General features: G+C 41.3%; 28 protein-coding genes. 16 read left to right on the top strand and 12 right to left on the bottom strand.

The features are described from left to right. The first annotated feature begins 289 nt into the window (after positions 1-289). Both C6Y06_RS12540 and C6Y06_RS12535 read left to right on the top strand, forming a co-directional pair. The gene (locus C6Y06_RS12540) at positions 290-634 is read left to right on the top strand and encodes a PadR family transcriptional regulator (RefSeq protein WP_060597001.1); all 345 of its coding nucleotides are present in this window, start codon (positions 290-292) and stop codon (positions 632-634) included. After that, entirely contained in the window at positions 625-1,878 is a 1,254-nt protein-coding gene (locus tag C6Y06_RS12535) for an FtsW/RodA/SpoVE family cell cycle protein (RefSeq protein WP_106036961.1), read from the top strand. The genes C6Y06_RS12540 and C6Y06_RS12535 overlap by 10 nt, the downstream gene beginning before the upstream one ends. Positions 1,879-1,948: 70 nt before the next feature. Here the strand turns inward: C6Y06_RS12535 and C6Y06_RS12530 are convergent, their stop codons facing one another. The 8 genes from C6Y06_RS12530 to C6Y06_RS12495 all read right to left on the bottom strand — a co-directional run bounded on the left by C6Y06_RS12530 (position 1,949) and on the right by C6Y06_RS12495 (position 10,311). Continuing rightward, entirely contained in the window at positions 1,949-2,953 is a 1,005-nt protein-coding gene (locus tag C6Y06_RS12530) for a sensor histidine kinase (protein ID WP_060596999.1), read from the bottom strand. Then, the gene (locus C6Y06_RS12525; protein ID WP_148660152.1) at positions 2,953-3,642 is read right to left on the bottom strand and encodes a response regulator transcription factor; all 690 of its coding nucleotides are present in this window, start codon (positions 3,640-3,642) and stop codon (positions 2,953-2,955) included. Before C6Y06_RS12525 ends, C6Y06_RS12530 begins: the two co-directional genes overlap by 1 nt. 110 nt (positions 3,643-3,752) lie before the next feature. After that, the gene (locus C6Y06_RS12520; protein WP_066030557.1) at positions 3,753-4,673 is read right to left on the bottom strand and encodes an iron-hydroxamate ABC transporter substrate-binding protein; all 921 of its coding nucleotides are present in this window, start codon (positions 4,671-4,673) and stop codon (positions 3,753-3,755) included. A gap of 198 nt (positions 4,674-4,871) precedes the next feature. Next, a complete protein-coding gene (locus C6Y06_RS12515; protein ID WP_060596997.1) occupies positions 4,872-5,471 on the bottom strand; it encodes a response regulator transcription factor in 600 nt (199 codons plus the stop codon). Beyond that, positions 5,468-6,604 (bottom strand): sensor histidine kinase, encoded by a 1,137-nt coding sequence (locus C6Y06_RS12510; RefSeq protein WP_060596996.1) that lies wholly within the window; start codon positions 6,602-6,604, stop codon positions 5,468-5,470. Before C6Y06_RS12510 ends, C6Y06_RS12515 begins: the two co-directional genes overlap by 4 nt. A 116-nt stretch (positions 6,605-6,720) precedes the next feature. Next, positions 6,721-7,776: a Delta(5) desaturase DesA gene (desA, locus tag C6Y06_RS12505; RefSeq protein ID WP_060596995.1), complete on the bottom strand. Its 1,056-nt coding sequence runs from the start codon at positions 7,774-7,776 to the stop codon at positions 6,721-6,723. A 189-nt stretch (positions 7,777-7,965) separates the two neighbouring features. Beyond that, positions 7,966-9,408 carry a DEAD/DEAH box helicase gene (locus C6Y06_RS12500; RefSeq protein ID WP_060596994.1) on the bottom strand — a complete coding sequence of 481 codons (1,443 nt, stop codon included), beginning with the start codon at positions 9,406-9,408 and terminating at the stop codon, positions 7,966-7,968. 99 nt (positions 9,409-9,507) lie between these two features. Next, a complete protein-coding gene (locus C6Y06_RS12495; protein ID WP_003216672.1) occupies positions 9,508-10,311 on the bottom strand; it encodes an NAD kinase in 804 nt (267 codons plus the stop codon). A gap of 445 nt (positions 10,312-10,756) precedes the next feature. Between C6Y06_RS12495 and sppA the strand changes: the two genes are divergently transcribed. The 13 genes from sppA to C6Y06_RS12430 all read left to right on the top strand — a co-directional run bounded on the left by sppA (position 10,757) and on the right by C6Y06_RS12430 (position 23,185). Further along, positions 10,757-11,758 carry a signal peptide peptidase SppA gene (gene sppA / locus C6Y06_RS12490; protein WP_060596993.1) on the top strand — a complete coding sequence of 334 codons (1,002 nt, stop codon included), beginning with the start codon at positions 10,757-10,759 and terminating at the stop codon, positions 11,756-11,758. Between the two features lie 14 nt (positions 11,759-11,772). Continuing rightward, complete coding sequence (locus tag C6Y06_RS12485; RefSeq protein ID WP_034661878.1) at positions 11,773-12,294, top strand: RDD family protein; 522 nt, start codon at positions 11,773-11,775, stop codon at positions 12,292-12,294. A 115-nt stretch (positions 12,295-12,409) separates the two neighbouring features. Next, positions 12,410-13,099 carry a DUF2953 domain-containing protein gene (locus C6Y06_RS12480; RefSeq protein WP_223249898.1) on the top strand — a complete coding sequence of 230 codons (690 nt, stop codon included), beginning with the start codon at positions 12,410-12,412 and terminating at the stop codon, positions 13,097-13,099. A gap of 14 nt (positions 13,100-13,113) precedes the next feature. Then, positions 13,114-13,566 (top strand): GerW family sporulation protein, encoded by a 453-nt coding sequence (gene ytfJ / locus C6Y06_RS12475; protein ID WP_003216488.1) that lies wholly within the window; start codon positions 13,114-13,116, stop codon positions 13,564-13,566. Positions 13,567-13,678: 112 nt separating this feature from the next. Beyond that, positions 13,679-14,179 (top strand): thiol peroxidase, encoded by a 501-nt coding sequence (tpx, locus tag C6Y06_RS12470; protein ID WP_034321005.1) that lies wholly within the window; start codon positions 13,679-13,681, stop codon positions 14,177-14,179. Between the two features lie 88 nt (positions 14,180-14,267). Beyond that, on the top strand, positions 14,268-15,242 hold the full coding sequence (locus C6Y06_RS12465; RefSeq protein WP_034661875.1) for a class I SAM-dependent methyltransferase: 975 nt from the start codon (positions 14,268-14,270) through the stop codon (positions 15,240-15,242). A gap of 229 nt (positions 15,243-15,471) precedes the next feature. Continuing rightward, complete coding sequence (locus C6Y06_RS12460; protein WP_034661872.1) at positions 15,472-16,656, top strand: acetate kinase; 1,185 nt, start codon at positions 15,472-15,474, stop codon at positions 16,654-16,656. 106 nt (positions 16,657-16,762) lie between these two features. Next, positions 16,763-17,278 carry a MogA/MoaB family molybdenum cofactor biosynthesis protein gene (locus C6Y06_RS12455; protein WP_106036959.1) on the top strand — a complete coding sequence of 172 codons (516 nt, stop codon included), beginning with the start codon at positions 16,763-16,765 and terminating at the stop codon, positions 17,276-17,278. Positions 17,279-17,452: 174 nt separating this feature from the next. Next, positions 17,453-18,664: an argininosuccinate synthase gene (locus tag C6Y06_RS12450; protein ID WP_106036958.1), complete on the top strand. Its 1,212-nt coding sequence runs from the start codon at positions 17,453-17,455 to the stop codon at positions 18,662-18,664. Next, a complete protein-coding gene (argH, locus tag C6Y06_RS12445) occupies positions 18,661-20,034 on the top strand; it encodes an argininosuccinate lyase (RefSeq protein WP_106036957.1) in 1,374 nt (457 codons plus the stop codon). The genes C6Y06_RS12450 and argH overlap by 4 nt, the downstream gene beginning before the upstream one ends. Positions 20,035-20,211: 177 nt before the next feature. Further along, entirely contained in the window at positions 20,212-20,967 is a 756-nt protein-coding gene (locus tag C6Y06_RS12440) for an SDR family oxidoreductase (RefSeq protein ID WP_008343153.1), read from the top strand. Positions 20,968-21,033: 66 nt separating this feature from the next. Beyond that, positions 21,034-21,717 carry a metal-dependent hydrolase gene (locus tag C6Y06_RS12435; protein ID WP_060596988.1) on the top strand — a complete coding sequence of 228 codons (684 nt, stop codon included), beginning with the start codon at positions 21,034-21,036 and terminating at the stop codon, positions 21,715-21,717. Between the two features lie 145 nt (positions 21,718-21,862). After that, positions 21,863-23,185, top strand: a complete 1,323-nt coding sequence (locus tag C6Y06_RS12430) for a CBS domain-containing protein (RefSeq protein WP_106031188.1) — start codon at positions 21,863-21,865, stop codon at positions 23,183-23,185. Positions 23,186-23,252: 67 nt separating this feature from the next. Here the strand turns inward: C6Y06_RS12430 and C6Y06_RS12425 are convergent, their stop codons facing one another. After that, complete coding sequence (locus C6Y06_RS12425; protein WP_003216665.1) at positions 23,253-23,555, bottom strand: YtpI family protein; 303 nt, start codon at positions 23,553-23,555, stop codon at positions 23,253-23,255. A 147-nt stretch (positions 23,556-23,702) separates the two neighbouring features. Between C6Y06_RS12425 and C6Y06_RS12420 the strand changes: the two genes are divergently transcribed. Beyond that, positions 23,703-24,644 (top strand): DHH family phosphoesterase, encoded by a 942-nt coding sequence (locus C6Y06_RS12420; RefSeq protein ID WP_003216520.1) that lies wholly within the window; start codon positions 23,703-23,705, stop codon positions 24,642-24,644. Between the two features lie 50 nt (positions 24,645-24,694). Here the strand turns inward: C6Y06_RS12420 and C6Y06_RS12415 are convergent, their stop codons facing one another. From C6Y06_RS12415 to ytrH, 3 genes are all read right to left on the bottom strand, one after another. Then, entirely contained in the window at positions 24,695-24,880 is a 186-nt protein-coding gene (locus C6Y06_RS12415; RefSeq protein ID WP_003216400.1) for a YtzJ family protein, read from the bottom strand. Between the two features lie 109 nt (positions 24,881-24,989). Then, entirely contained in the window at positions 24,990-25,493 is a 504-nt protein-coding gene (ytrI, locus tag C6Y06_RS12410) for a sporulation membrane protein YtrI (RefSeq protein ID WP_060596986.1), read from the bottom strand. Then, on the bottom strand, positions 25,490-25,831 hold the full coding sequence (gene ytrH, locus C6Y06_RS12405) for a sporulation membrane protein YtrH (protein WP_034661856.1): 342 nt from the start codon (positions 25,829-25,831) through the stop codon (positions 25,490-25,492). Before ytrH ends, ytrI begins: the two co-directional genes overlap by 4 nt. Between the last annotated feature and the right edge of the window lie 60 nt (positions 25,832-25,891).

Here is a 25,891-nt window from a genome sequence, read left to right as displayed (position 1 = left end):
CTAGTATAAAAAGAAGCCCGCCGCACTTCCTTCGATTTGGCGAACAAAACAGACGAGCATGTGACATTGTTGTCACATGCTTGTTGTTTTAAACGGTACTCAAGTTTTGTTTAATTCCGTTTCTGCTAATCACACATTCATTTTATCTGTTTTTCATTCTTATGTATCAATCTTCTTGGATTTTTCTTGGCATTATGACGTTTTGGAGCTTTACATGGTCATTTTATTCATGTATGCTATGCATATCAAATGTATGCATAGTAAATCTATGTATTAGGGGTGACCAGGAATGAAAGTAAGTAAAGAGCTTTTAAAGGGAAGTACAGCTACCTTGATTTTAAGCTTGTTAAATGAAAAGCCAATGTATGGATATGAAATGATCAAAGCATTGGAGGAGAAGTCTGAAGGGATTTTCAGCTTTAAAGAAGGAACAATCTATCCTATTTTGCACAACTTGGAGGGGAAAGAATTCATTATCTCTTACTGGGGCGAAGGGAATGGCAATCGGAAAAGAAAATATTACAAAATAAATGAACAAGGAAAAGCATTTATGAAGGAAAAGAAAGAAGAATGGGATGTTTTCAAAAATGCAGTCGATGGCGTGTTGAACGGAGGGAAAATCGCATGGGATTAGAAAAAAAGTTCGAGAAGTATATCAAAAATGTTTGTAAACGAATCAAAAATAAAGATGTCCATACGGATATAAAGCTTGAGCTTATGGATCATCTATACACGCTAAAAGAGGAAGCGATGAATGCTGGGATGTCTGAAGAAGAGGCGGTGGATCAAGCGATAGAACAAATTGGGGATGCGGCCATTCTCGGAGCGCAGCTTCATGAAACACATAAAACCCAAATGGATCTTAAAATGATTCTTCTTGTGTTAGCCGCTTGTTCTTTCGGACTGCTTGTCATGTACTTTTTACAGTTTCATTCGGAGTTTACAAATCTACAAGACATGAATATTTTTTATAAAAGTCTCGCCTTTTATTTAGTTGGACTAGTGCTTATGTTTGCTTTGTTTTCTTTCGATTATCGGCGCTTATTGAAATACTCTTGGCATTTGTACATCGGGACGCTCGGAATGGTGCTTCTGACGATGGTTTTTGGCATAAGAGTAAACGGTATTCTTTTTTTAAGATTAAGCGATATCTCAATCAATCTGACGGAGATTGTACCATTTCTTGTGACTGTTTCTTTAGCAGGTATTTTTCACTCTTGGAATTGGGAGAATGATTTCAAAGCTTGGCTTGGAGTGGGGATTATGGCTTTACCAGTTATTTTAATCAGTGCAATTGGTTTTCTTCCTGCGACCATCATCTGTTTTGTCATGTGCTTAACGATGATGTGTGTGTCTAGTGCACGTTTAAGGCAAATCATTCCGCTCGCAGCAGCAGGTGGTTTATATCTGGTGGTTGAATTATTTTCTCTTTTTCAAGGAGATAGCCGCCTTTACTTTTATACAGTTCATGAATTCAGTTCAAACGGGCTTCAAATCATTCCTTCTGCAATGTCCGAGGTTCATACTGATTGGATGTTTACATATATCATTTATTCGTTTGGGTGGTTGGCAGGAGTGGTGGCTCTCATGTTGTTTGTTATATTTATTTACAGAGTATTTCATACAGCAAAAGGAGTGAAATTGACTTATGGAAAAATGGTAATGACATGTTTAGCAGCTGTGTTTGCAACCAAATTTACCTTAAGTATTTTCACAAATTTTGGCTTGTTGCCTTTTCCGGGATTGGCCATGCCTTTCATGAGCTATGGTGGTTCTCATATTCTGCTAGAATTAATGGCTGTTGGACTGATTTTAAGTATTTATAGACGTAGACAGATGGGAGATATTTTTCCTCAAGAAGCGGGGAGTATTTCTTAAATAAAATACTTAAATCTCTTCGCACTAGCTTGTGAGCCAGATGCGAAGAGATTTTGATTCGTCTGTTTTGTCACATGCTCGCAATATGCACAAAATCATTCTTTTTCGGAAAGATAAAGGTGAAGGTTGTGCCTTGGTCTATCGTGGAGTTGACCTCGATCTTGATATGAAGAGCGTCTGCTCCTTTTTTCGTTAAATAAAGCCCCATTCCTGTTGAGGCGGTGTCATTGTGATGTCTCGTTGAGGTAAAGCCTTTTTCAAAAATACGAGAAAGGTCTCTTGGATCTATCCCTCTGCCTTGATCTGAGATCGTCAGCATCACTTGGTCATTCATTCGCTTGCTTTCAATGGCAATATCGGACGAATGACTGTACTTAACTGCATTTGTGAGCACCTGTCTGATCATAAAGGATAACCATTTTGTATCACTTAATACGTGACGTTCTTCTAGCGTGAGTTCAAAGCCGATTCCTTTTTGCATGCACCATGATTGGAGCGCTTTGATTTCTTTGGCTAAGATGCTTTGCAGGTCAAGCTGTTCAATAAATAAATCATTTTCGATATGACGTATTCTGCTTTGGTGCAGCTGGGCATCGAGTAATAAATGAATTCTGAGCCATTCATACGTCATATTCGATTTCAGCGGCTGCTCTGTTAAGCGGTCAATCATTAAGTGCATCGCTGTGAGAGGTGTTTTCACTTCATGTATCCATGAGAGCAATTCATCCTTCTCTTCTTCAAGGGCGATTTGCTGTTCTGCTGCCATTTTCCGGTAGCGGGCAATTTGCTCTGATGTCGCATCATGTACAAGCTGTTCAAATGGGGAAGATGGAGTGAGCCGCATTTGATGATCAATATGATCATCCCATTCTTTCAGCCGCTCATAATACGCCGTTTCTTTACGATATCGGAAAAAGAGAAAGACGATCATGAAAAACGTAGATAATAACACAATATAAAAAAGAGACGCCAGTGGAATGGTCGTATCCAAATAAGCAACAAACAGAATGAGGAGCTGCAAACTAAGAAAGAACAGGATCCAGCTTCTTCGTTCTTTTAAAAATGCTTGCAGCATCATTGATCATCCTTTTCTTTTGCAAGATAGCCTTGGCCCACTTTTGTCTCAATGTAGGTGCCAAGGGAGATCTCATCTAGTTTTTTTCTAAGGCGATTGACGTTCACAGTGAGTGTATTGTCACTGACAAACCGTTCATCCTCCCACAGTGCTTGAATGAGTGATTCCCTGCTGACAATATGATTTTTATGCTGAATCAATTCCTTGAGAATAAACAGTTCATTTTTCGTTAATTCCACTTCACCGTGATCATTTGTGACGGTGTTTTTTTCTAGGTCGATCGTAGCGCCGCACCATACCTTTAAGCTTGCAGGTTCTGCATTGTAATCATGTACCCTGCGAAGAACGGCACTGACTTTGGCAATGAGCACGTCAAAGTGAAAGGGCTTTTGTACAAAATCATCGGCACCGAGCTGCATTGACATGACCATATCAGCAGGATGGTCACGAGAGGAGAGGAAGATGATCGGTACATTTGAATGATGCCGAATCATTCGGCACCAGTGAAAACCATCGTATTTTGGCAGCTGTATATCAATAATGACGAGATCAGGCTGAACAGAAGTGAATTCCTGCATCACCTGTTGAAAATCATGAATCCCATAAACATCATAGGACCAGTTTACTAGACGTTCTTTGATTTCTTGGAAGAGGGTTGTATCGTCCTCAATCAGTAAAATTTTAAACAAAACCAGCACCACACTTTTTGTATTCGCTTGTATGTAATTGTAGCGGAAAAAAAGCGCTGCCGCTAGAAGCAGACAAGAAAAAAGCAAGGGAAGGGCTCCCTTGCTTCAATTTATTTACCTAAAAAGTGCTTTTTAAAGAATGATAGTTGATAGTCGAGTGTGAGCGGATCATTAAAATAGAATTCTTCTGCATTTGCCTCATACACATGATGTTTTTTCACAGCTGGGATGGACTTGTAGATTTCACTGTTTTGATAGGAATTGTCCATTTCGCTGTTTTTACTTATGATCATATAGTCTCCAGCAAACTCAGGAATGACCTCTTGTGAAACCGCATAGTAGCCAGCCTTTAATGCTTTTTCTTTCACTTTTTCAGGCATTTTTAGTTTCATTTCTTGGTAGAGGATTTCTGTGCCGCGGCCCCATGCATCTCCAAACACGTAAAGATCTTTTGTGCCGCTTTCAAACACAGAAACCGTCGCATCCTCACCGATTTTCGCTTTGATTTCTTTTCCAGCTTCAGCTGCGCGTTCTTTAAAATCTTTTACCCATGCTTTGGCTTCTTTTTCTTTGTTTAATACTTTTCCAATTTCAATATGCTGCTGAAGGTAATCGACTTTGTTATACGTAAACAAAACTGTTGGCGCGATTTTTTTTAGTTTTTCTACATTTTTTGTATTGCTTAAGCCAATGATGACATCAGGCTTTAGTTTCATGATTTTTTCCACATTGGCATCCGACACTTCTTCCACATCTTTCAATTCCTTTTGGAAGCGAGGGTTCTTTTTTGACCAAGAGTCGACGCCGACTAGGTTCACACCTAGTGACATGACATTACCCGTGTAAGAACCGAGTACAACGACACGTTTTGGATGCGCTGGCAGCTTCACAGGGCCATTTTCAGATTGATATGTAATCTTGTCTGATGATGTTGATTGATTTCCTTTATTTGAGGAAGAGCTGCTGCTATTGCCACATGCGCTCAACGCAAGTACAAGGATGAGCATCAGAGGGAACAATATTTTCTTCATGAATGTAGACTCCTTTGAAATCGGCACATAAGCCGGGTATTTGATTGCACGAGTGATAATGATAATTATTATCACTTGGATATCATATCATAGGAGTGCGGTCTGTTGTCAATTGCATTTTGATAGTTGGTGATAAAAAATAGAGGGGGATTTTTGGTAGAAAAAAAGATCAAGGCACATGTGTCCTGATCTTTTTTCTTATTTAAACCAGCCTTTTTCTTTTGAGCGTGTAATGGCTTCAATGCGGTTTTTCACTTCTAGCTTATCTAAAATAATGGAAATGTAGTTCCGGACAGTGCCGCTTTTAATGCTGAGTTCCTTAGCAATTTCTTTTGTGTTTTTGCCGTCTGCGACGAGTTCTAGGACCGATTTCTCTCGTTCTGTTAAAGGATTTTCGTCACTATATAAGTCTTCCATTAATTCAGGGGCGTACACCTTTTTCCCTTTCATCACACTGCGAATGGCACTTGCCAGATCTTCACTTGGACTGTCTTTCAGCATATAGCCGCTGACGCCAGCTTTGAGCGCCCTTTGGAAATAACCAGAGCGGGCAAAGGTCGTTAAAATGATGATTTTCACATCTGTTCCTTTGAGCTCTTCCGCTGCATCAAGTCCGGATTTTCCTGGCATTTCAATATCCATTAAGCAAATATCAACAGGGTGTTTTTTGGCAAAATCGATGGCATCCTGGCCATTCGATCCTTTCCCAACTACCTTCATATCGTCTTCTAAATCAAGAAGTGAACCGAGCGCACCAAGCAGCATTTGCTGATCCTCTGCGATAAAGATGTTGATCATTTCATCCCCTCCTTTTCTTTTGCTGCTGAATCATTTGGAATACTCATGATCAGCTTTGTTCCGTCCTTTGTCTCAATACGCAGGCGCCCATTTGCAAATTCCAATCTTTCTCTAATTCCTAAAAGGCCATGACCCTTCGTTTGAGAGGGAGGATAATCGCCTTTAAATGTCCCATCATCCTCGACGGTGATGATGGCTTCCTTTGATTTTTGATGAATGGTGATTTTACAGATGGTCGCATTACTATGTTTGACGACATTTGTCACTGCCTCTTTGATGCACATGCTCACAATGTTTTCGTTAAGAAGAGAGATGTGTTTTGGCGCTTCCTTTTCATCATAGATCAATTCAATTCCGGCTGCTTCGAGAATTTGCTGTATGTTCGACAGTTCATCTTTGATTCGTATGCCCTTCATGGAGGAAACAATCTTCCGCACTTCATTCAGAGACGTTCTGGCTGTCTGCTGGACGCTTTTGAGCTCGGCACGAGCCTGTTCAGGATCTTTATAGATGAGTTTTCGGGCAAGATCACTTTTTAAACCGATAAGAGAAAGCTTTTGTCCAAGGGTATCATGCAAGTCACGTGCAATGCGCTGCCTTTCTTCAATTTTTACAAGGTCAGCGATCCGTTCATTGGCATTTTCTAATTTCTCTTCAAGCCGTTCACGTTCTTTCCTGCTTCGAATGCTGAGAGGGAGGAGAATGGCACTAATGAGTGTGATCACAACAAAAGGAATTTGTGTGAGAAACCATCCCTTTTTTAAAATCAAGCTAAAGTTCACCGCAATGGCAGCGCTCCCTAGATGAATATAGTATAAGATATAAAAGGGTACTTTTCTTTTAATATGCCCATTGAAATAGGCGATGCAAAAAGCGAAATAAATGTAGCTGTAGAGCATCACATAGCCAGTAGAAATCGCAATCAATAGAAGACCGAATACATATAAAGCCCAGCCTTTTGAGACAAAGGCAAAACGATAGACGGCAAAAAAGACGACGTTTAAAATGATACCGATCACAATGCTTAAAGTCGATGGGGTCTTAAAGATAAAATAGAAGGGCAGGATGAAAAAAATGGCCCATATATAGGGAGAAATCCCATGCAATTTTTGAATTTTAAACTGTTTTTTCATCCGTGTGCCACCTTTTCCGTTTTCGTTCTTTTTCCTTACTTTATCAAATTCAACTTATGGTTGCATCCTGTAAATGACAACAAGCTCCTTCTAGTGTAAGAAAGAGCTTGCACCAATTATGCATTTTTCTTCAGAATGTCTCCTTTAATGACAGGGACGGTCATCTTCTTAGATTGCCGTGCTTCTTTAAAGGTAACGAATGCTTTCGTTTCTTCATCCCAAAGTCTAAATTTCATTGACTCAATACTTGTTTTTAAAGTGATGGTTGGAACATTTTGAAGCGGCTCACTATGCTCATGAGCATGCTCCAAATGATAATTCGGTACCCTCGGACTTAAATGATGGACATGGTGATAACCGATATTGCCTGTTAACCACTGAAGAAGTTTTGGCAATTTGTAAAAAGAACTGCCTTCTACAGCTGCCTGCACATAATTCCAATGTTCATCTGCTTCAAAGTAAGAATCCTCAAACGTATGCTGCACATAAAACAGCCATACACCGATTGATCCAGAAATCAGAAAGATTGGACCTTGGACAAGTAACAAACCTTCCCAGCCAAAAAGGAGATAGGTCGCTCCTGCCAACAAAACAATCGATACGTTTGTGAAATAGGTGTTCCAGCGCTCTTTTTTACGAGCATTTTTGACGTTGAAACGGTTTTTAAACAGGAAAACAAAGATCGGTCCCAAAATAAACATCACAAAAGGATTACGATAAAATCTGTAGCGAAATTTCGTCCATACTGATGCTTCTTGATATTCTTTGACTGTCAGGAGCCAAATGTCACCAGTACCTCGTTTGTCTAGATTACTGCTTGTGGCATGGTGAATCGAATGATCTCTTTGCCATTGAAGATAAGGGAAAAGGGTGAGTACACCTGTTAAGAAACCGAACAGGTGATTCAGCGGTTTCTGTTTAAAAAAGGATTGATGGCAGCAGTCATGAAAAATAATAAAGACACGTACTAAAAAACCAGCTGCTATAACCGCAAAGAAGAGGGTTAAAAGGTAGGAGATGTTCAGGCTATAATAGGCAAGAAACCAAAGCCCCAAAAATGGAATAAATGTATTAAAGAGTTGAATGATACTTTTTTTCGAATTAGCACCAGAGAATTGGCCAACTTGTTTTCTTAAAGTGGCTTGCTGCTGTGTGTTTGTTGAAGTCGTCATGAACGTTCAAGTCCTTTCCGTTTCTTTCTACTTCAAAGTATAGAAGGAAAGGTGTCATGCTCATAGTAGCACCCATCATGTATTCGATATGACATTTGTCATGTTGGACGCCGGAAAGGCTGACGGTATCAAGGTTTGTAAGCTTATTTTATTTTAAATAAAAAAGTAAAGGCGCTTAGCCTTCACTTTTTATGAACGTGCTTCATGAACTTTTAACTGCTTGCCTTTAATGGTTGTATGGCGCATGGCATTCAGCACAAGAGGGCCTTTGCCGTTTAAAATATCGACATATGTTTTCGTGTCTTGAATGGTAATAATCCCAATGTCATCGAAGGCAACGCCTTCTATTTTGGCAATGGTCCCAACGAAATCAACGGCCCGCAGCTTCTTTTTCTTTCCGCCGTTAAAATAAAGCTTCATAATATCCTTCTCAACGCCTGCCTGTTTATTTTCCTTTTGAATCGGTGTTTCAATCTTTTCTTCAAAGCTTTCTACATACTGCTCTGCTTCTTCCTTTGTTGGATAAGGCTGCGTCTGGAAATCAATACCTGCTTCCTGCTTTAATTCATCAATCAGAGGCATTGCGTTTTTGGTCATAAACGCAATGGTTTTCCCGCTTTTCCCCGCTCTGCCAGTTCTTCCTGTTCGGTGAATATAGCGCTCTTTTTCATAGGGCAGATCGTAATGAATCACATGTGTCATATCACTGACATCAATGCCCCGGGCTGCTATATCGGTTGCGATCAAATAACGGAACTCACCGTTTTTGAATTCATCCATGACAGCGAAGCGGTCTTCCTGTCTCATGCCTCCATGAATTTTGTCACAAGGCACATCCCATTCGTCCAGCTTCATTGTGAGTTCATTCACTCTGTCCTGTGTATTACAGAAAATAATGCAGCTATCTGGATTTTCAATGACGATCGTACGCTGAAGAAGGGAGAATTTTGCTTCTTCTTCCGTTTCAATCACGGTGTGGGTGATTTGTTGTACAGACGTTTCCGCGCGTGCGATTTCAATCACTTTTGGTGATTGTAAAAACTGTTCGCTCAATTTCTTCATCTCATCAGACATGGTCGCTGAAAACAGCATTGACATGCGCTTTGGCGGCAGATACTGAATAATAGAAGAGACTTGATCAATAAATCCCATGTTCAGCATTTCATCCGCTTCATCTAACACGAAAAATTTGAGGTTTTCTAATGAAAGAGTACCTTTCTCAAGGTGATCCAAAATTCTGCCTGGTGTTCCGCACACAATGTGGTTTTTCTGTGCAAGCTCTACTTTTTGGGCTTGAAAAGGGGCTTTTCCATAAATGGCTGCGGCTTTGATTCGTTTCAATCGTCCAAGGCTTGTGAGATCCTGTTTGACCTGCATGGCGAGTTCTCGTGTTGGAACGAGGATGAGGGCTTGAGGTTTATTTTCAGCCCAATCGACCATTTCACAAATCGGCAAACCATAGGCTGCGGTCTTGCCGCTGCCAGTTTGAGATTTGACGATCAGATCCTGCTTTGAAAAAGCAACGGATAATGTCTCGTGCTGAACAGGTGTAGGTGTATGGAAGTGAAGTGCTTTTAGCGCTTGTTTTAATTCATTGCTTAATGGATATTGATCAAATTGTTGTAATGTCATCGTGTTCTCCTTTTCGTACATTCATACTTGTGACATCATACCATAACCATGACCGTGAATGAAAAGACATGAAAAAAAGCCCCATAAAGGAGCTTTTGATTAAAGGAATCTGCGTTTTACTTTTTCCCAGTAGGAGTTGTCTTTTAATTTCACTGTTTTAATGACTTTTCCTGAAAGGCCGATGTCAATTTGTTTGACGTGTTTCGTGCCAAGCGCTTCGTTATCAAGCCCGATAATTGGATGGTCGTTTCCGTCCTGCACAACCTTCAGCGTTAGCTTGCGGTCACTGCTTAAGATGAAAGGAGCACCCAGTGTACGGTACGAGTTGTTGTTTAGCGATGCAAGCTCTGTGACTTGCATACAAGGGAGCATCGGATCAACCACGGCGCCGTTTACCGATTTATTGTAGGCTGTTGAGCCGGTCGGAGTAGAAATAATCATTCCGTCTCCTCTAAATGTTTCAAAGTGGAAATCATCTATATACACATCGATCACAAATGTTTTAATAATGCTTGAGCGGATCGACAGTTCATTTAAGCAATGGAACTGATTGGTACTGTCAACGCTTACATCGATGATCGGATATTTTCTCACTTCAATCTGTTCAGTGTTCATGGCATCAATCATTTTATCAAAATGCTCTAATGAAAAATCGCAGTATAGATGCGAATTCTCTGTTTTTGATACCCCTACATACAAGCAGTCATCCCGGAAATTCGTTTTGCGGACTGCTTGAAGAAATGTGCCATCCCCGCCAATTGAAGCAATAATATGGGCATCCTCTGCACGCTTGACGACTTGAAAGCCTTGATCGGTAGCGAGCTTCTCCAGAGAAGAAATGTGTCCATCCAATTCATGATCTTTTTTGTAAAAGAAAAATACATTGCGACGATTGTCTGTCATTGACGTTCTCCCCTTTGTTGTCAAAAATAGTTTTCCAATAATAAAGGGCTTACATGTGAACCCTTGCTCACATTTTACACTTTTTTCATATGAAAGTAAAAACATTAGAAAAACCTGCATGATGAAGGCATTCGTTTTTAGAAATGAGTCAATGTAAGGGATTCGAAAAGGGCAGGATTTGAGCATAATTGAATAGCTTCTTTCTCATGAAAGAGTGGTTTAGGTGTTTCGTTGTGGTGTAGAACTAGCCTATTAGGTGCAGAGGGAGGATAAAAAAGCCAATTTTTCGTCATGCGCATCTCAAAGGAGACGATGTAAAGTTGATCGTGAATGAAAAGAGGTGCTATCATATGATGAAATGAAATGTAAAAAAACCACAATTCCTGTGAAACATTTCATGTGAATATTCGTATCAATGAAGAGAGACAAAAAGGAGGAGAAAAAGATGAATGCGAAAAGATGGGTAGCGTTAATCATTGCACTAGGTGTTTTCGGATTTTCAATTGTGATAAGTGTCACGATGGCCTTGTTCGAAAACTTCAATGACAATAAAATGAGCTATCAATTTGGGGATGAAATAGAAGAAAAGGTACTAGAGGATGGAAGCGGTGCTGGGAAAATTGCGGTTCTTGAGATTAATGGAACCATTCAAGATAATGGCGGCGCATCAAGTCTGTTAGGCGGAGAAGGATATGATCATCGTGCATTCCTCAAGGAACTAGAAAAAGCGAAAGATGATGCTTCAGTAAAAGGTGTACTGCTGCGCGTCAACTCTCCTGGCGGCGGTGTCTATGAAAGTGCGGAAATACATAAAAAATTAGAAGAAGTGAAAAAAGCGAAGAAGCCGATTTACGTCTCCATGGGCTCAATGGCAGCTTCTGGCGGTTACTACGTATCAACTCCAGCCAAGAAAATCTTTGCTTCACCTGAAACATTAACAGGATCGTTAGGTGTGATTATGCAAAGCTTGAACTATTCAAAGCTGGCGGATAATTTAGGTATTAAATACGAAACAATTAAGAGCGGAAAATTTAAAGACATCATGTCACCAAATCGTGATATGACAAAAGATGAGCGCGACATCATGCAAAGCATGGTTGATAACTCGTATGAAGGGTTTGTCAAAGTCATCTCTGAAGGACGCGGCATGTCAAAACAGGACGTCAAGAAAATTGCTGACGGCCGAGTCTATGACGGAACACAGGCGAAATCGAACGGATTAGTCGATGAGCTAGGATATTATGAAGATGCAATCAAAGCAATGAAGAAAAATGAAAAAGGGTTAAAAGGAGCGACAGTGATCAGCTATTCTCAAAGCTTTGGCTGGAACTCTCTCTTCAATATGAGCGCAAGCAAACTCTTTAAAAGTGAAATTGATTTTCTCAATCTAAAAGAAACACTGGCTGGCTCAAACGGGTCTAAACCGATGTATCTCTATTCAAAATAAAGGAGGGATCATAGATGGATTCTACATTCGATGAAGTAACCGAAAGCCGCAGCCAAGAAGAATCGAATCCGGCTCTTGCGAAACGTGCAGTGATTGAAGCACAGGCGTTTGCAGGCTTTTGGATTAGGTTTTGGGCGTTTATTCTTGATTGGCTCGTCGTCTGGGGTGTCAACCATTTGACGGTTTCTCCAATCTTTAGTCTGTTTGGCTGGTCCAAAGGAGGAGGATGGTTTTCTCCATTCTCCGTCACAACGACGATTGTATTCCTGCTTTATTTCGCCATCATGACGAAAATCTTTCAACAAACACTCGGCAAAATGGTGTTTGGGATCAAAGTGGTCTCGCTTCAGCCTGAGAAGAAGCTGGCATGGGATGTCATTTTCTTTAGAGAGATTGTAGGTCGCTACATTAATACGCTCTTTGTTCTCTATGCTGTCGTTGGGTTCTCACCGAAAAAGCAAGGGGTTCATGATTACTTTGCCGATACGGTGGTCGTCCATGAACATTTATATGAAAAAACAGAAGCAAACGTATAATCAGAGGAGTTTGGCCGGGTACCGGTCAAACTCTTTTTTCATGATTGGGTATAAAATCCAGAATGAGAGCCATAATCGTAGAGAAGCATCATTTGTTATGGAGGAAGTGAGCACAGTGCTTTACGTTTGGATCGCAGCTTTTTTGTTCCTTGGGATCTTATTGATCTTCATGAAAGTAACCATTTCACTGGATTATTCACATGCAAATGACAATGACCACCTTGCACTGAAGATCATCACCTTATATGGAATCATCAGACTCAAAAAAGACATTCCGATGGTGAGGGTCAATCCAGAAGATCAAACGATTGATATACGTGAAAAGAAGATGGCGAGCGCCAAAACCCCTAGTCACGAAAAAGAATCCATACATCAAAAAGTGGGAAAACGTGATATGAAGCAAATCCTTCATCAAATGGAGCGCATCACAAAAGAGATCGTCGATTTAAACCGGATCATGCGTAAATTCTTCATTCACATCAGAATTGTATCGTTTCACTGGTCAACATGGATCGGCTTTCATGACGCCGCTTTAACAGGTGTAGCAGCCGGCGGTGTGTGGTCAGTCAAAGGAGCACTGCTTGCCTTTATGCAGGAGCATCTCACTTTTAAGCATAAACCGGTATATGAAGTCATTCCTGCCTTTCAGCATAATGTGTCACAAACCCAGTTTACATGTATAGCTTATTTTCGTATTGGACATGCTATGCTTGCAGCCATTCGTTTACTTGTCCATTGGTTAAAAGGAAGAAAGGCGAGAAAAAATGCCTCTCTTCAAGCAACGAAGAATGAATCATCTGTTTAAGGAGGAACCCGAAAATGGCAGATCATCCAATCCAAGGTCTTATGAAGACAGCGATGGAAAACTTAAAAGAAATGATAGACGTGAATACGATCATCGGCGATCCAGTCGAAACCCCTGACGGCAGTGTCATTCTTACTGTGTCGAAGGTTGGTTTTGGATTTGCAGCTGGCGGCAGTGAATTTAACGGGAACCAAAAGAAAGAAAAACGTTCTGATGATCAAGAACGAAAAGAACCGAGACTCCCATTTGGCGGAGGAAGCGGCGGAGGGGTGTCTATTACACCAATCGCCTTCTTAATTGTCGGAACAAACGGCGTTCGAATGCTTCATTTGGATGAACATACACATCTGCTTGATAAAATATTGGATTCTGCTCCTCAAGCAATTGAACGTCTTCAGCACATGTTTAAGAAGGATGAACGGGAGAACCGTCATAAAGAACGAAAACTAGATGACATAGACCTTTAAAAAGTTAGCTGCGCTGCAGTTAACTTTTTTTTCAAAAGTGACGATTAGGCTTTGCAGTTTTTTGCTTTCTCTACTATGATAGAACCATACATTTGATAAGGGAGGAATTGTTTTGGCATCGATCACATTTAAAGGGAGTTCTGTCACGCTTGTAGGAAATGAAGTGAAAGTAGGCGAGCAGGCTCCAGATTTCACGGTATTAACGAACTCACTAGGGGAAGTTTCACTTTCAGATTTAACAGGAAAAGTGACGATCATCTCAGTGATTCCTTCTATTGATACAGGTGTGTGTGACGCACAAACAAGACGTTTCAATGAAGAGGCAGCCGGTTTAGGTCCGGTCAATATCTATACAATTAGTGCAGACCTTCCATTTGCACAAGCACGCTGGTGCGGAGCAAACGGAATTGAAAATGTCGAAACATTATCTGATCATAGAGATATGTCATTTGGTGAAGCGTTCGGAGTATATATGAAAGAATTGCGTTTATTGGCGCGCGCAGTCTTCGTATTAGACCCGAGCGGAAAAGTGGTTTACACTGAATACGTAAGCGAAGCAACGAATCACCCAAATTATGAAAAAGCCATTGAAGCTGCAAAATCACTGTTATAAAAGCAGCATCGACAAGAGCTCCGGCTTCATACTGGGGCTCTTTTCAATGAGGAGATATAGCTTTTAACAAAGCGAGGAGAGAAAAGCATTGCAGAAAGATCAAGTAAGTACGATTTTCGAGCTGCTCGATACAGCTTCTATTCGATTAAAAAAGGACCAAAGCATTTCCTATATTGAAGCATTAGCTGAAGCAGGAGAAGCCTTTTTCCAAGCAAATGATCGAGACGGTTTACTAAAGGATTTAATAGAGAAAGCAGATTTTGCTTCTTATGATCATGAGCAGATTCGTAAAGCGTTTCAGCTCGCCGTATTGAAAGGACAAAAGGATATTTCCCATCCAAATCGTCAGATGACCCCAGATACGATCGGGCTGTTTGTCAGCTATTTGGTGAATAAATTTTTAGAAGGACAAAAAGAGCTTGTTGTCTTTGATCCAGCAGCGGGAACAGGGAACTTACTGCTTGCTGTCTTAAACAATCTCACTGCAGAAACAAAGCGCGGCTTTGCGTCTGAAATTGATGATGTACTCATTAAAATTGCATGGGCACAGGCAAACTTGGAAGAGAAGGAAGTCGAGCTTTTCCATCAAGACAGCCTTGAGCCGCTTTTGATCTCACCAGTAGATGTCACTGTATGCAGTCTGCCAGTCGGTTATTACCCAAATGATGAGCGTGCAGCAGACTATGATTTGAAGGCAAAAGAAGGACATGCCTTTGCCCATTATTTATTCATTGAACAAAGCCTTCGTTATACGAAAGAAGGCGGCTTCTTATTCTTCATCATTCCAAACGATTTGTTTGAAGGAAAAGAAAGCGTGCAATTAAAGGATTTTATCAAAGATCATGCATATATGAATGCGTTAATTCAGCTGCCGGTCTCCATGTTCAAGGACAAAAAGCACGCCAAAAGCTTGTTTGTGATGCAAAAGAAAAAGGAAGGCTTGGAAGCACCAAAACGGATGCTGTTTGCCAATCTGCCTTCTTTCTCACAGAAGGAAGCCATGGTGGGTGTGATGAGAAAATTAGACCAGTGGTTTATAGAAGAAAAAGAAACGAAAGAATAGCCAGAGTGATGTCTGGCTATTTTATTATTCAGAAAATAACGACTTATCGATGTAAGCGGTAACAGTTTGAAGGTGCACTTGAAATGCAAAGTTTTCAATGTTTAAATGAAAAAGTCAGATATTTTTCGGACTTATCGTTAAACTATAAAAGACCCGTCAAACAGGTTGAATATAGCACCGGAAAAAACGTGAAACCTTATATAACAACTGAGTAAAAGGAGCGACAGGAATGTCTAAAATTATTGCAATCAACGCAGGAAGCTCATCTCTTAAATTCCAATTGTTCGACATGCCAGAAGAAACCGTTTTAACAAAAGGCCTTGTTGAAAGAATCGGAATGGACAACAGTATCTTCACGATTTCTGTAGATGGAGAAAAGAAAACAGAAATCACAGATATTCCAGATCATGCAGTAGCGGTCAAAATGCTGCTTGAAAAACTAATTGAATTTAACATCATCAAAGACTTTAATGAAATTGATGGCGTAGGACACCGCGTCGTTCACGGCGGAGAGAAATTCAGCGACTCTGTTCTTTTAACAGATGAAGTCATCAATGACATTGATCAGCTTTCAGAGCTAGCACCACTGCATAACCCTGCAAACGTTGTAGGAATCAAAGCATTCAAACAAATTCTGCCTGACGTACCAGCGATTGCTGTGTTCGATACAGCCTTCCACCAAACAATGCCAGAGCAGTCTTACCTATACAGCCTTCCATACGACTACTACAAAAACTTTGGTATTCGTAAATACGGATTCCACGGGACAAGCCATAAGTTCGTAACAGAGCGTGCAGCAGAGCTATTAGGCCGTCCTCTTGAAGAGCTTCGTTTGATCTCTTGCCACCTTGGAAATGGTGCGAGTATCGCAGCAGTTGAAGGCGGAAAATCAATCGATACTTCAATGGGCTTCACACCGCTTGCGGGTGTTGCAATGGGTACACGTTCAGGTAACATTGACCCTGCCCTTATTCCATTTATTATGGAGAAAACAGGACATACAGCTGAAGAAGTACTTTCTACTTTGAATAAGAAGAGTGGTCTTTTAGGTGTGTCTGGTCTATCAAGTGACCTTCGTGATATCGAAGAAGCAACAGAAGAAGGAAACGACCGTGCAGAAGTAGCTCTTGATATTTTTGCAAGCCGTATTCATAAATACATCGGTTCTTATGCAGCGAGAATGAATGGTGTAGATGCGATCATCTTCACAGCTGGAATCGGTGAAAACAGTTCAGAAGTAAGAGCTCGTGTACTTCGTGGTCTAGAATTCATGGGCGTTTACTGGGATCCTTCTCTTAACAACATGAGAGGCGAAGAAGCATTCATCAGCTACCCGCACTCTCCTGTAAAAGTGATCGTCATTCCAACGAACGAAGAAGTAATGATTGCAAGAGACGTTATGCGCTTAGCATAATCAAAAATGAAAAAGCTCTTTTCCAATAAGGAAAAGAGCTTTTTTCTGTTAAAAGCAGCATGCTATAATGTTGTCCAATACGAAGCAAAAGGGAGCGGTGTGAAAAATGAGCGTGACAGAACATAAACGTGAGGCGAAAGAGAGGCTTTATGTAAAAGTCATTACGGTCAGTGATACAAGAACGAAAGAAACAGATAAAAGCGGCCGCCTGATGATTGATTTGCTTAAAGAACAGGGACATCTCATTCTTGCATACGATATTGTAAAAGATGACATTGGAGCGATCCAAGACGCTGTGCTAGAGGGAACAAGCGAACCGAAAATAGATGCCGTCTTATTAAACGGGGGGACAGGGATTGCCGCAAGGGATGTCACCATTGAAGCGATCACCCCGCTTTTCTCCAAGGAGCTGCCTGGCTTTGGCGAAATCTTCCGCATGCTGAGCTATACAGAAGACATCGGTTCAGCCGCTATCTTGTCCCGGGCAGCGGCAGGTGTCGTCAACCAGAAAGCCGTCTTTGCCACACCAGGCTCTACTGGAGCTGTTCGTTTAGCCATGACAAAACTCATGATTCCAGAGCTTCCTCACGTCTTACGAGAGCTTGAAAAGGATCAAAAATAGCCCAAAATGACTCGGCCAAGAACATTTGGCGGAGTTTTTTTCATAAAGGGGTTGAAAAAACAATTTTTCCTTGTTACAGTGTATACATACTAAATGCATGTTTATAAATTAAAACTTATTTTTATGCAAAAAAACATTCACAGAATCAAAACAAGCGAGAGGAGCTTTTCAATCATGTCACAAAATAAAAAAGTCGTATTAGCATATTCCGGAGGTCTTGATACCTCTGTTGCAGTTAAATGGTTACAAGAGCAAGGATACGAAGTCGTAGCTTGCTGCCTAGACGTAGGTGAAGGAAAAGACTTAGCATTCGTTCAACAAAAAGCACTTCAAGTCGGAGCGGTTCAGTCTTATATGATTGACGCAAAAGAAGAGTTTGCTGAAGAATTTGCACTGACTGCATTACAAGCACACACGATGTATGAAGGGAAATATCCGCTTGTATCTGCATTATCTCGTCCACTTATTGCAAAAAAACTAGTGGAAGTCGCAGAAAAAGAAAATGCAGTAGCGGTTGCACACGGATGTACTGGTAAAGGAAACGACCAAGTCCGTTTTGAAGTATCTATTAAAGCATTGAATCCAGACCTAGAAGTTCTTGCACCAGTGCGTGAGTGGAAATGGTCTCGTGATGAAGAAATCGATTATGCTCAAAAGCACGGTATTCCAATTCCGATTAACTTAGACAGCCCATATTCAATCGACCAAAACCTTTGGGGCAGAAGTAACGAGTGCGGCATTTTAGAAGATCCTTGGGCTGCACCGCCAGAAGGAGCATATGATCTAACGACTCCACTTGAAAAAACACCTGACACACCTGAGATCATCGAAATCACGTTTGAAAAAGGAAAACCAACAGCCATTGACGGTATCCAGTATTCATTATCTGATCTCATCCTTCATTTAAATGAAGTCGCTGGTCAGCATGGGGTTGGCAGAATCGATCACGTTGAAAACCGTCTTGTGGGCATCAAATCTCGTGAAGTGTACGAGTGCCCAGGTGCTGTCACACTTCTAAAAGCGCATAAAGAGCTTGAAGATTTAACACTAGTGAAAGAAGTCGCACACTTTAAGCCAATCATTGAACAAAAAATGGCTGAATTAATATACAACGGATTATGGTTCTCACCGCTTAAAGAAGCATTAGATGCTTTCTTACAAGAAACACAACAGAACGTAACAGGTGTTGTACGTGTGAAACTATTTAAAGGCCATGCCATTGTAGAAGGACGTAAATCACCATATTCACTTTATGATGAAAATCTAGCAACATACACAAAAGCAGATGAATTCGATCATGATGCTGCGGTAGGATTTATTAATCTTTGGGGCTTACCAACAAAAGTAAACAGCATCGTGAATAAAAAGGAGCAGGTTAAAGCATGAAAAAGCTTTGGGGAGGCCGATTTCAAAAAACACCAGAAAAATGGGTCGATGAGTTTGGCGCGTCCATTCATTTCGACAAACAATTAGTCAAAGAAGATCTGACCGGCTCCCTTGCTCATGCAAGTATGCTGAATACATGCGGTATCCTGGGCGATAACGAGGCCGCTGCCATCAAAGATGGACTGAATACGCTCATGAAAAAGGCAGAGGCAGATGAATTGGAATTCTCAGTCGATTATGAGGACATCCATTTAAACCTTGAAAAAATGCTCATTGATGAGATTGGTCCGCTTGGCGGCAAATTGCACACAGCGAGAAGTCGGAATGATCAGGTTGCAACCGATATGCATTTATATTTGAATAACCAAGTAGAGCATATCATTGAACTGATCTCGTCCTTTCAAACAGTGCTTGTGGAAAAAGCAGAACAGCATGTTGAAACGATTTTCCCAGGATATACGCACTTGCAGCGTGCACAGCCTATTTCCTTTGCTCATCATATGCTCGCTTATTTCTGGATGCTTGAACGTGACAAAGCGCGTTTTCAAGATTCTTTGAAGCGAATTAACGTGTCTCCACTTGGATGCGGAGCGTTAGCAGGAACGACATTTCCGATTGATCGTGAATATACAGCAGAGCTGCTTGGCTTTGATCATATTTACGAAAACAGCCTTGATGGCGTAAGTGATCGGGATTTCATTTTAGAGTTTTTGTCTAATAGCAGCCTTGTGATGATGCATCTCTCACGTCTTTGTGAGGAAATCATTTTATGGTGCTCTCAAGAATTCAAATTCATTGAGCTTGATGACACATATGCAACAGGGAGCAGCATGATGCCGCAAAAGAAAAACCCGGATATGGCTGAATTGATCCGCGGGAAAACAGGCCGTGTATATGGCAACCTGATGGGGCTTCTCACCATTATGAAAGGCTTGCCGCTTACGTATAACAAAGACTTACAAGAAGATAAGGAAGGCATGTTTGATACAGTGAAAACCATCGCTGGCAGCCTGCAAATCTTCACAGGCATGATTCAAACAATGACAGTGAACGAAGATGTCATGAAAAAGGCAACAAAAGAAGATTTCTCAAATGCGACCGAAGTGGCAGACTACCTAGCGAAAAAAGGCATGCCATTCCGTGAAGCACACGAAATCGTTGGCAAGCTCGTGTATACGTGCATTCAAAAAGGCATCTACTTAAGTGATCTTCCGTTTGAAACATTCACAGAAGCGAGCGATCTTTTTGAAGAAGACATTTACACCGTTCTTGATCCGTATGTTGCTGTTGAAAAAAGAACAAGTGCAGGTGGAACTGGATTTAAACAAATTCAGCTCGCTTTAGAAAAAGCAAAAGCCTGCCTAGCGTAACACGTCAAAAAACCATTCGTATGATGCGGATGGTTTTTTTGCTGTCAGAAAGGAGAATCCTCTTCCTTGGAGAACATGATAGCAGAAAGGGTTCATAAGTGCGCCAGATGCTGGTTTATAGTAAAGTAAAGATAAGAAACATGTGAACTTGCAACCTTTGCTTTAGGAGGAGATTGTGTGCGACACGCATTAATAACAGCGGGTTCTAAAGGACTTGGCAGGAAAGTAACCGAGTCTTTACTGAATATGGGGTATTCTGTGACAGTGAATTATCGAAGTGATGATGAAGCTGTCCGGCAGATGAAAGAAGAATTGCAGGAATACGAAGAAAAGCTTCAATTTGTCCAAGGAGATGTGACAAACAAAGAAGATTTAAAAAACATGGTAGAGCTGGCAGCAGAGCGATTTGGGCGGATCGATGCCTTGATTAACAATGCTGGACCTTATATTTTTGAACGTAAGAAACTAGCGGATTACTCTGAAGATGAATGGTATCAAATGATGGAAGGCAACCTATCCGCAGTGTTCCATTTGTTCCGAATGGTCATCCCCATGATGAGAAAACAAGGCTTTGGCCGCATTATCACGTATGGCTTCCAAGGAGCAGACCATGCACCAGGCTGGATGCACAGATCAGCCTTCGGAGCGGCAAAAGTGGGGCTTGCGTCATTGACGAAAACCATTGCGATTGAAGAAGCCGAAAACGGCATCACAGCCAATATGGTTTGCCCAGGCAAAATCGTTGGAGACATGAAAGAATCCACAATAGAAGAAGCACGCCAGATCAAAGACGATGAAACGCCTATTGGCAGGTCTGGTACTGGAGAGGATATAGGGCGCATCATTTCATTTTTATGCGATGACCGCTCAGACCTGATTACAGGGACAGTTATTGAAGCAACAGGTGGTCTTAACGTCATTCACAGACATTAAGTTTTTCAGCTTTTTATACAGGGAATAGATGAAATGAGATCAAATTCGAAAGGTGGATATACTCACATGAAAGCTACATATCACGGACATTCAGTCGTACACATTGAAACAAACGGATACCATATTTGGATTGATCCATTTTTAAAAGGAAATAAACACACAGATATCAAGCCGCAAGATGTCAAAGCGGATGTCATTTTACTGACACATGGGCATGGAGATCACCTCGGTGACACCATTGAAATCGCTAAAAACAATGACGCGCTCGTTGTCGCGCCAAACGAACTTGCCGTTTATTTAAGCTGGCAAGGGGTGAAAACGCACCCGCTTCATATCGGCGGCGGACGTGAGTTTGAATTTGGTAAAGTCAAGCTCACGCAAGCGTTCCATGGTTCAGCTGTCATTGATGAAGATGCAAAAACGATTACGTATACAGGCATGCCATCAGGTATTTTATTTACTGCAGAGGGCAAAACGATTTATCATGCTGGAGACACTGCGCTCTTTTCAGATATGAAGCTGATCGGTGAGCTGAATCATATTGAGCTTGCATTCCTTCCGATCGGTGATAATTTCACGATGGGGCCGGACGATGCAAGAATCGCAGCCGAATGGCTTCGGGCGAAGCAGGTCGTGCCGATTCACTACAGCACATTCCCGCCGATTGAACAGGACCCGCATGCATTTGCAGACAGCCTGCATGGCGGCGTTGGTCATGTGTTAAACAGCGGAGAATCGATTGAGATTTAATCAACATAGCAAAAAGCCGGCATTCCAATGCCGGCTTTTTTTGTTTACGTGTATCGTGCTGAAAAAGACAAATTGCTATTAAAAGCCTCCTGCCCTTATAATGAAACATAGATGAAAACGCTGAAAACAAAAAGGGTGAACGGGATTGGCGACAAAGCATGAACAAATTTTATCGTATATTGATTCATTAGATGTTGGAGAGAAAATTTCTGTCCGGCGTATTGCGAAAGAAATGAAAGTGAGTGAAGGGACCGCTTACCGGGCCATCAAGGATGCTGAAAATAAAGGATTCGTCAGTACCATTGAACGAGTTGGTACCATTCGGATTGAACAGAAGAAAAAAGAAAATATTGAAAAGCTGACATATGCAGAAGTGGTCAATGTTATTGATGGACAGGTGCTTGGAGGACGAACGGGCTTACATAAAACATTAAACAAATTTGTCATCGGTGCGATGGAGCTTGATGCGATGATGCGCTACACGGCAGCTGGAAACCTGCTGATTGTCGGAAACCGGATCAATGCACACAGACAAGCATTAGAGGCAGGAGCAGCTGTGCTGGTCACGGGCGGCTTCTCAACAGATGATGAAATCATTCAGCTCGCAGATGAGCTTGAGCTGCCGATCTTATCGACAAGCTACGATACATTTACCGTAGCAGCTCTCATAAACCGAGCCATTTATGACCAACTAATAAAAAAAGAGATTGTGCTTGTGGAAGATATTTTAACGCCGATCGAACGAACGGTGTATTTATCACCAGAGGATAAGCTTGAAAAATGGTATGAAAAGAATTATGAAACTGGCCATGGCCGTTTTCCGGTCGCAGACGACCAAATGAAAATTCACGGAATCCTCACCTCAAAGGATATCGCGGGGCATGACCGCTCTACACCGATTGAAAAGGTGATGACGAAAAATCCGCTGACAGTCATTGGAAAAACCTCTGTCGCCTCTGCTGCTCAAATGATGGTATGGGAAGGCATTGAGGTGCTGCCAGTCGTAGATGATTATGCGAAACTAATTGGGATGATCAGTCGTCAGGATGTGCTGAAGGCGCTTCAAATGATTCAAAAGCAGCCGCAGGTCGGCGAAAAACTGGATGATGTTGTCTCAAGAGGCTTTAAAGATACCGATACAGATAAGCCAAAGGCAGATGCTGTGTATCAATATGAGGTCACACCCCAAATGACAAACCAGCTTGGAAACATTTCATATGGAGTGTTCACGCAAATTTTAATTGAATCCGCCAACCGCTTCTTAAAGTCTCATAAAAAAGGGGAGCTGATTGTCGAAAGTCTCTCTGTCTACTTCTTAAAACCGGTTCAAATGGAATCCACGATACAGATCAAGCCAAATATTTTAGAAGTAGGACGCAAGTTTGGAAAGCTGGAAGTGGAGGTTTATCATCAATCGAATATCGTCGGGAAAGCGATGCTGATGGTGCAGCTGATGGAGAGAGGATAATCGTAAAAGGGCGATGACAAAAATGACAAAGGGCTAAAATAAACATCATTTTAGCCCTTCTCTCTTATTATGCGTGATCTTTTTCGCCTTCCTTTAAAAAGAGCGGAAGGTAATGCTTGTAGGCTTTATATCCAGCCCACGTACTGCCGATACCGACAGCAACAAAAATAAATCCAATGACAAATGCGAGTGACGAGCGGTTTAAAAATAATTGATTCACACCGAAGAGCAGGACAAAGCAGCCAAGTGCCATACTGGATTTCGCCGACCAGAATTTCTTTTCGACTGGACGGTTCGTACGGACATTCTTTGCTTTGTAGTATAAATAAAACATGGCAGAACAAATAATAAACACAATCAAAACAAGCATGTGCCAAGCCTCCATTGTAAGTGGTTACAACCCTATTTTAAACGTAAATAGGCTTGCTTACTAGAATAAATTGTCTATTTCTCACTTTTCCGTCAGGATAGATTATGATTTAATAATAAAAAGAGTATCGGATAAGAAGGAGTTTTTATGAAAAAAGAACTGATTAGAACCATATCATTATATGACACCATCATCATTCATAGACATGTAAGACCAGATCCTGATGCGTATGGATCGCAGTGCGGCCTTACGGAAATCTTGCGTGCCACCTATCCAGAAAAAAATATTTATGCGACAGGAACCCCGGAGCCATCCCTTTCATTTTTGTATGAACTTGATGAGGTGCCGGATGACGTGTACAAAGATGCCCTTGTCATTGTCTGTGATACAGCCAATCAAGCAAGAATTGACGATCAGCGCTATTCAATGGGCGATAAGCTGATGAAAATTGACCATCATCCAAATGAAGATCCGTATGGTGATTTGCTTTGGGTGGATACAGAGGCAAGCTCTGTGAGCGAAATGATTTATGAATTGTATTTAGAGGGGAAAGAAGAAGGATATCAGCTGAATACAAAGGCGGCTGAACTCATTTATGCCGGCATTGTAGGAGACACAGGCCGCTTCCTTTTCCCAAACACGACGAAAAAGACGCTCAAATATGCTGGAGAACTTATTGAATATCCATTTTCATCTTCAGACCTTTTCAATCAATTGTATGAGACGGATCTGAATGTCGTGAAATTAAATGGCTATATTTTTCAACATATTTCTTTGTCAGAGAATGGGGTCGCCTCTGTTTTCATTAAGCAGGATATTTTGGAATCGTTCCAAACAACAGCGCAGCAAGCCTCACAGCTTGTTGGGACACTTGGAAATATTGCAGGGATTAAGGCATGGGTCTTTTTTGTGGAAGAAAACGATCAGATTCGTGTTAGATTCCGCTCGAAAGGCGTCGTCATTAATACCATTGCGAAAAAATATCATGGCGGCGGCCACCCGCTTGCAGCTGGTGCGTCTATTTATGATTGGGCCGTGGCAGATGAGATTTTGCGTGATTTAGAAGAAGTATGTAAATCATCATCATGAGAGAGGGGGCTTCAAGTCCCCTCTCTCTTTTTTTGTCATGGAGAAAAGGGTTACTTGCATACAGGGATAAACCAGCAGCCGATGTCAGTTGAATCTTCATAGGCTTGGAGATTTTGATGCTTTAATTCTTTTTTAATTAAATGAGCCATCATTTCTGTCTCAGCATAAGCGCACATACCGTCCTTGATCCGGCTTGCTTTGTCTCGTGCCATTTGACGATAGCTGTAAACCTCCATTGTCCTCACCTCTTTCTGTTTTAGATCTCGTTCTACTTTTAGTGTATAAAAATAATGAGGGAAAAGCGATCATTGAGGGCAGAAATTCATAAAAATTCCACATGATCATTTATTCAGCAAATGAAATGCGCACTTCAAGTGAAAGCTTCGTATAAATCGTCAGCTCTGTCACTTTGGCGCGGTATGCCTTTTCCCGAATGGTATATTCTTTGTTTTCCACCGTCCGTTTTAATAATTCCTTTGTTTTATAGACACTTTCAATATCCTTTGTAATGACCTCTGAGATATCCTCTTTGACCTGATCTTCAAATTTCAGCGTATCTGGCTCTGGGATTTTATATTGCTCACGATTGACGAGATGGACATCTACGCTTTGGATCAGCAGCCGTTTCTTATTATCCTCATTTAACTTATGCAAATCTTCCCGATAGAGTGTGATTTGTTCTTTCAGACTGTCCATATGGTGCTGCTGGCTTCTAAGCTGTGTCACCTGCTTTTCCTGAAAGGTTCCGTATGTAAAGAGGAAAATGAGCCAGCTCACAATCGCGCCAAACATCATCCCTGCAAAAAAACGCTGCCAGCCTGGACGTTTGTACAGCTCCGGCACCCTCATGATGACACATGCTCCTGTGTGAGCCACGTAATAATGAGATAACCTGTTTGCGCACCGCCCATGGCAGAGACAATTAATAAAATCTGCTTGAAAATATCACGCGTGTTCCCTTCGAAAATGCCTCTTTCAAAGCTATAAACGGCATCAAAAGTTCCACCGATAGCTGCGACAAGCGCCCAAATCTTTAAACGGTTGGCAAGACTCGTAATAATGGATAAAGGCGGCTGACCAGATAAATAAGCACCAACACCACCTATGATGGCACCGCCCAAAATGACCCCAAGAGCAATAAAATAACAGCTAATAAAATTCGGAATAAAAGCTTCCTTCACATCCATTGTGTCCACCTCACTCTATTCAATATATGGTGTGTGCAGGACAAGTATGAACGGACAGAA

Origin of the sequence: Bacillus sp. MZGC1 (assembly GCF_002998605.1) — a bacterium.
In the GTDB taxonomy this organism is placed as follows: Bacteria; Bacillota; Bacilli; order Bacillales; family Bacillaceae; genus Bacillus.
The sequence above is the reverse complement of the archived record's forward strand: the minus strand, read 5'-3'. Positions and strand labels throughout refer to the sequence as shown.

Excerpts from the sequence above, each read along its gene's own strand:
- C6Y06_RS12540 (WP_060597001.1), top strand. The coding sequence starts at position 290 with ATGAAAGTAAGTAAAGAGCTTTTAAAGGGAAGTACAGCTACCTTGATT.
- C6Y06_RS12535 (WP_106036961.1), top strand. The coding sequence starts at position 625 with ATGGGATTAGAAAAAAAGTTCGAGAAGTATATCAAAAATGTTTGTAAA.
- C6Y06_RS12530 (WP_060596999.1), bottom strand. The coding sequence starts at position 2,953 with ATGCTGCAAGCATTTTTAAAAGAACGAAGAAGCTGGATCCTGTTCTTT.
- C6Y06_RS12520 (WP_066030557.1), bottom strand. The coding sequence starts at position 4,673 with ATGAAGAAAATATTGTTCCCTCTGATGCTCATCCTTGTACTTGCGTTG.
- C6Y06_RS12515 (WP_060596997.1), bottom strand. The coding sequence starts at position 5,471 with ATGATCAACATCTTTATCGCAGAGGATCAGCAAATGCTGCTTGGTGCG.
- C6Y06_RS12510 (WP_060596996.1), bottom strand. The coding sequence starts at position 6,604 with ATGAAAAAACAGTTTAAAATTCAAAAATTGCATGGGATTTCTCCCTAT.
- desA (WP_060596995.1), bottom strand. The coding sequence starts at position 7,776 with ATGACGACTTCAACAAACACACAGCAGCAAGCCACTTTAAGAAAACAA.
- C6Y06_RS12500 (WP_060596994.1), bottom strand. The coding sequence starts at position 9,408 with ATGACATTACAACAATTTGATCAATATCCATTAAGCAATGAATTAAAA.
- C6Y06_RS12495 (WP_003216672.1), bottom strand. The coding sequence starts at position 10,311 with ATGACAGACAATCGTCGCAATGTATTTTTCTTTTACAAAAAAGATCAT.
- sppA (WP_060596993.1), top strand. The coding sequence starts at position 10,757 with ATGAATGCGAAAAGATGGGTAGCGTTAATCATTGCACTAGGTGTTTTC.
- C6Y06_RS12485 (WP_034661878.1), top strand. The coding sequence starts at position 11,773 with ATGGATTCTACATTCGATGAAGTAACCGAAAGCCGCAGCCAAGAAGAA.
- ytfJ (WP_003216488.1), top strand. The coding sequence starts at position 13,114 with ATGGCAGATCATCCAATCCAAGGTCTTATGAAGACAGCGATGGAAAAC.
- C6Y06_RS12460 (WP_034661872.1), top strand. The coding sequence starts at position 15,472 with ATGTCTAAAATTATTGCAATCAACGCAGGAAGCTCATCTCTTAAATTC.
- C6Y06_RS12455 (WP_106036959.1), top strand. The coding sequence starts at position 16,763 with ATGAGCGTGACAGAACATAAACGTGAGGCGAAAGAGAGGCTTTATGTA.
- C6Y06_RS12450 (WP_106036958.1), top strand. The coding sequence starts at position 17,453 with ATGTCACAAAATAAAAAAGTCGTATTAGCATATTCCGGAGGTCTTGAT.
- argH (WP_106036957.1), top strand. The coding sequence starts at position 18,661 with ATGAAAAAGCTTTGGGGAGGCCGATTTCAAAAAACACCAGAAAAATGG.
- C6Y06_RS12435 (WP_060596988.1), top strand. The coding sequence starts at position 21,034 with ATGAAAGCTACATATCACGGACATTCAGTCGTACACATTGAAACAAAC.
- C6Y06_RS12425 (WP_003216665.1), bottom strand. The coding sequence starts at position 23,555 with ATGCTTGTTTTGATTGTGTTTATTATTTGTTCTGCCATGTTTTATTTA.
- C6Y06_RS12420 (WP_003216520.1), top strand. The coding sequence starts at position 23,703 with ATGAAAAAAGAACTGATTAGAACCATATCATTATATGACACCATCATC.
- C6Y06_RS12415 (WP_003216400.1), bottom strand. The coding sequence starts at position 24,880 with ATGGAGGTTTACAGCTATCGTCAAATGGCACGAGACAAAGCAAGCCGG.
- ytrI (WP_060596986.1), bottom strand. The coding sequence starts at position 25,493 with ATGAGGGTGCCGGAGCTGTACAAACGTCCAGGCTGGCAGCGTTTTTTT.
- ytrH (WP_034661856.1), bottom strand. The coding sequence starts at position 25,831 with ATGGATGTGAAGGAAGCTTTTATTCCGAATTTTATTAGCTGTTATTTT.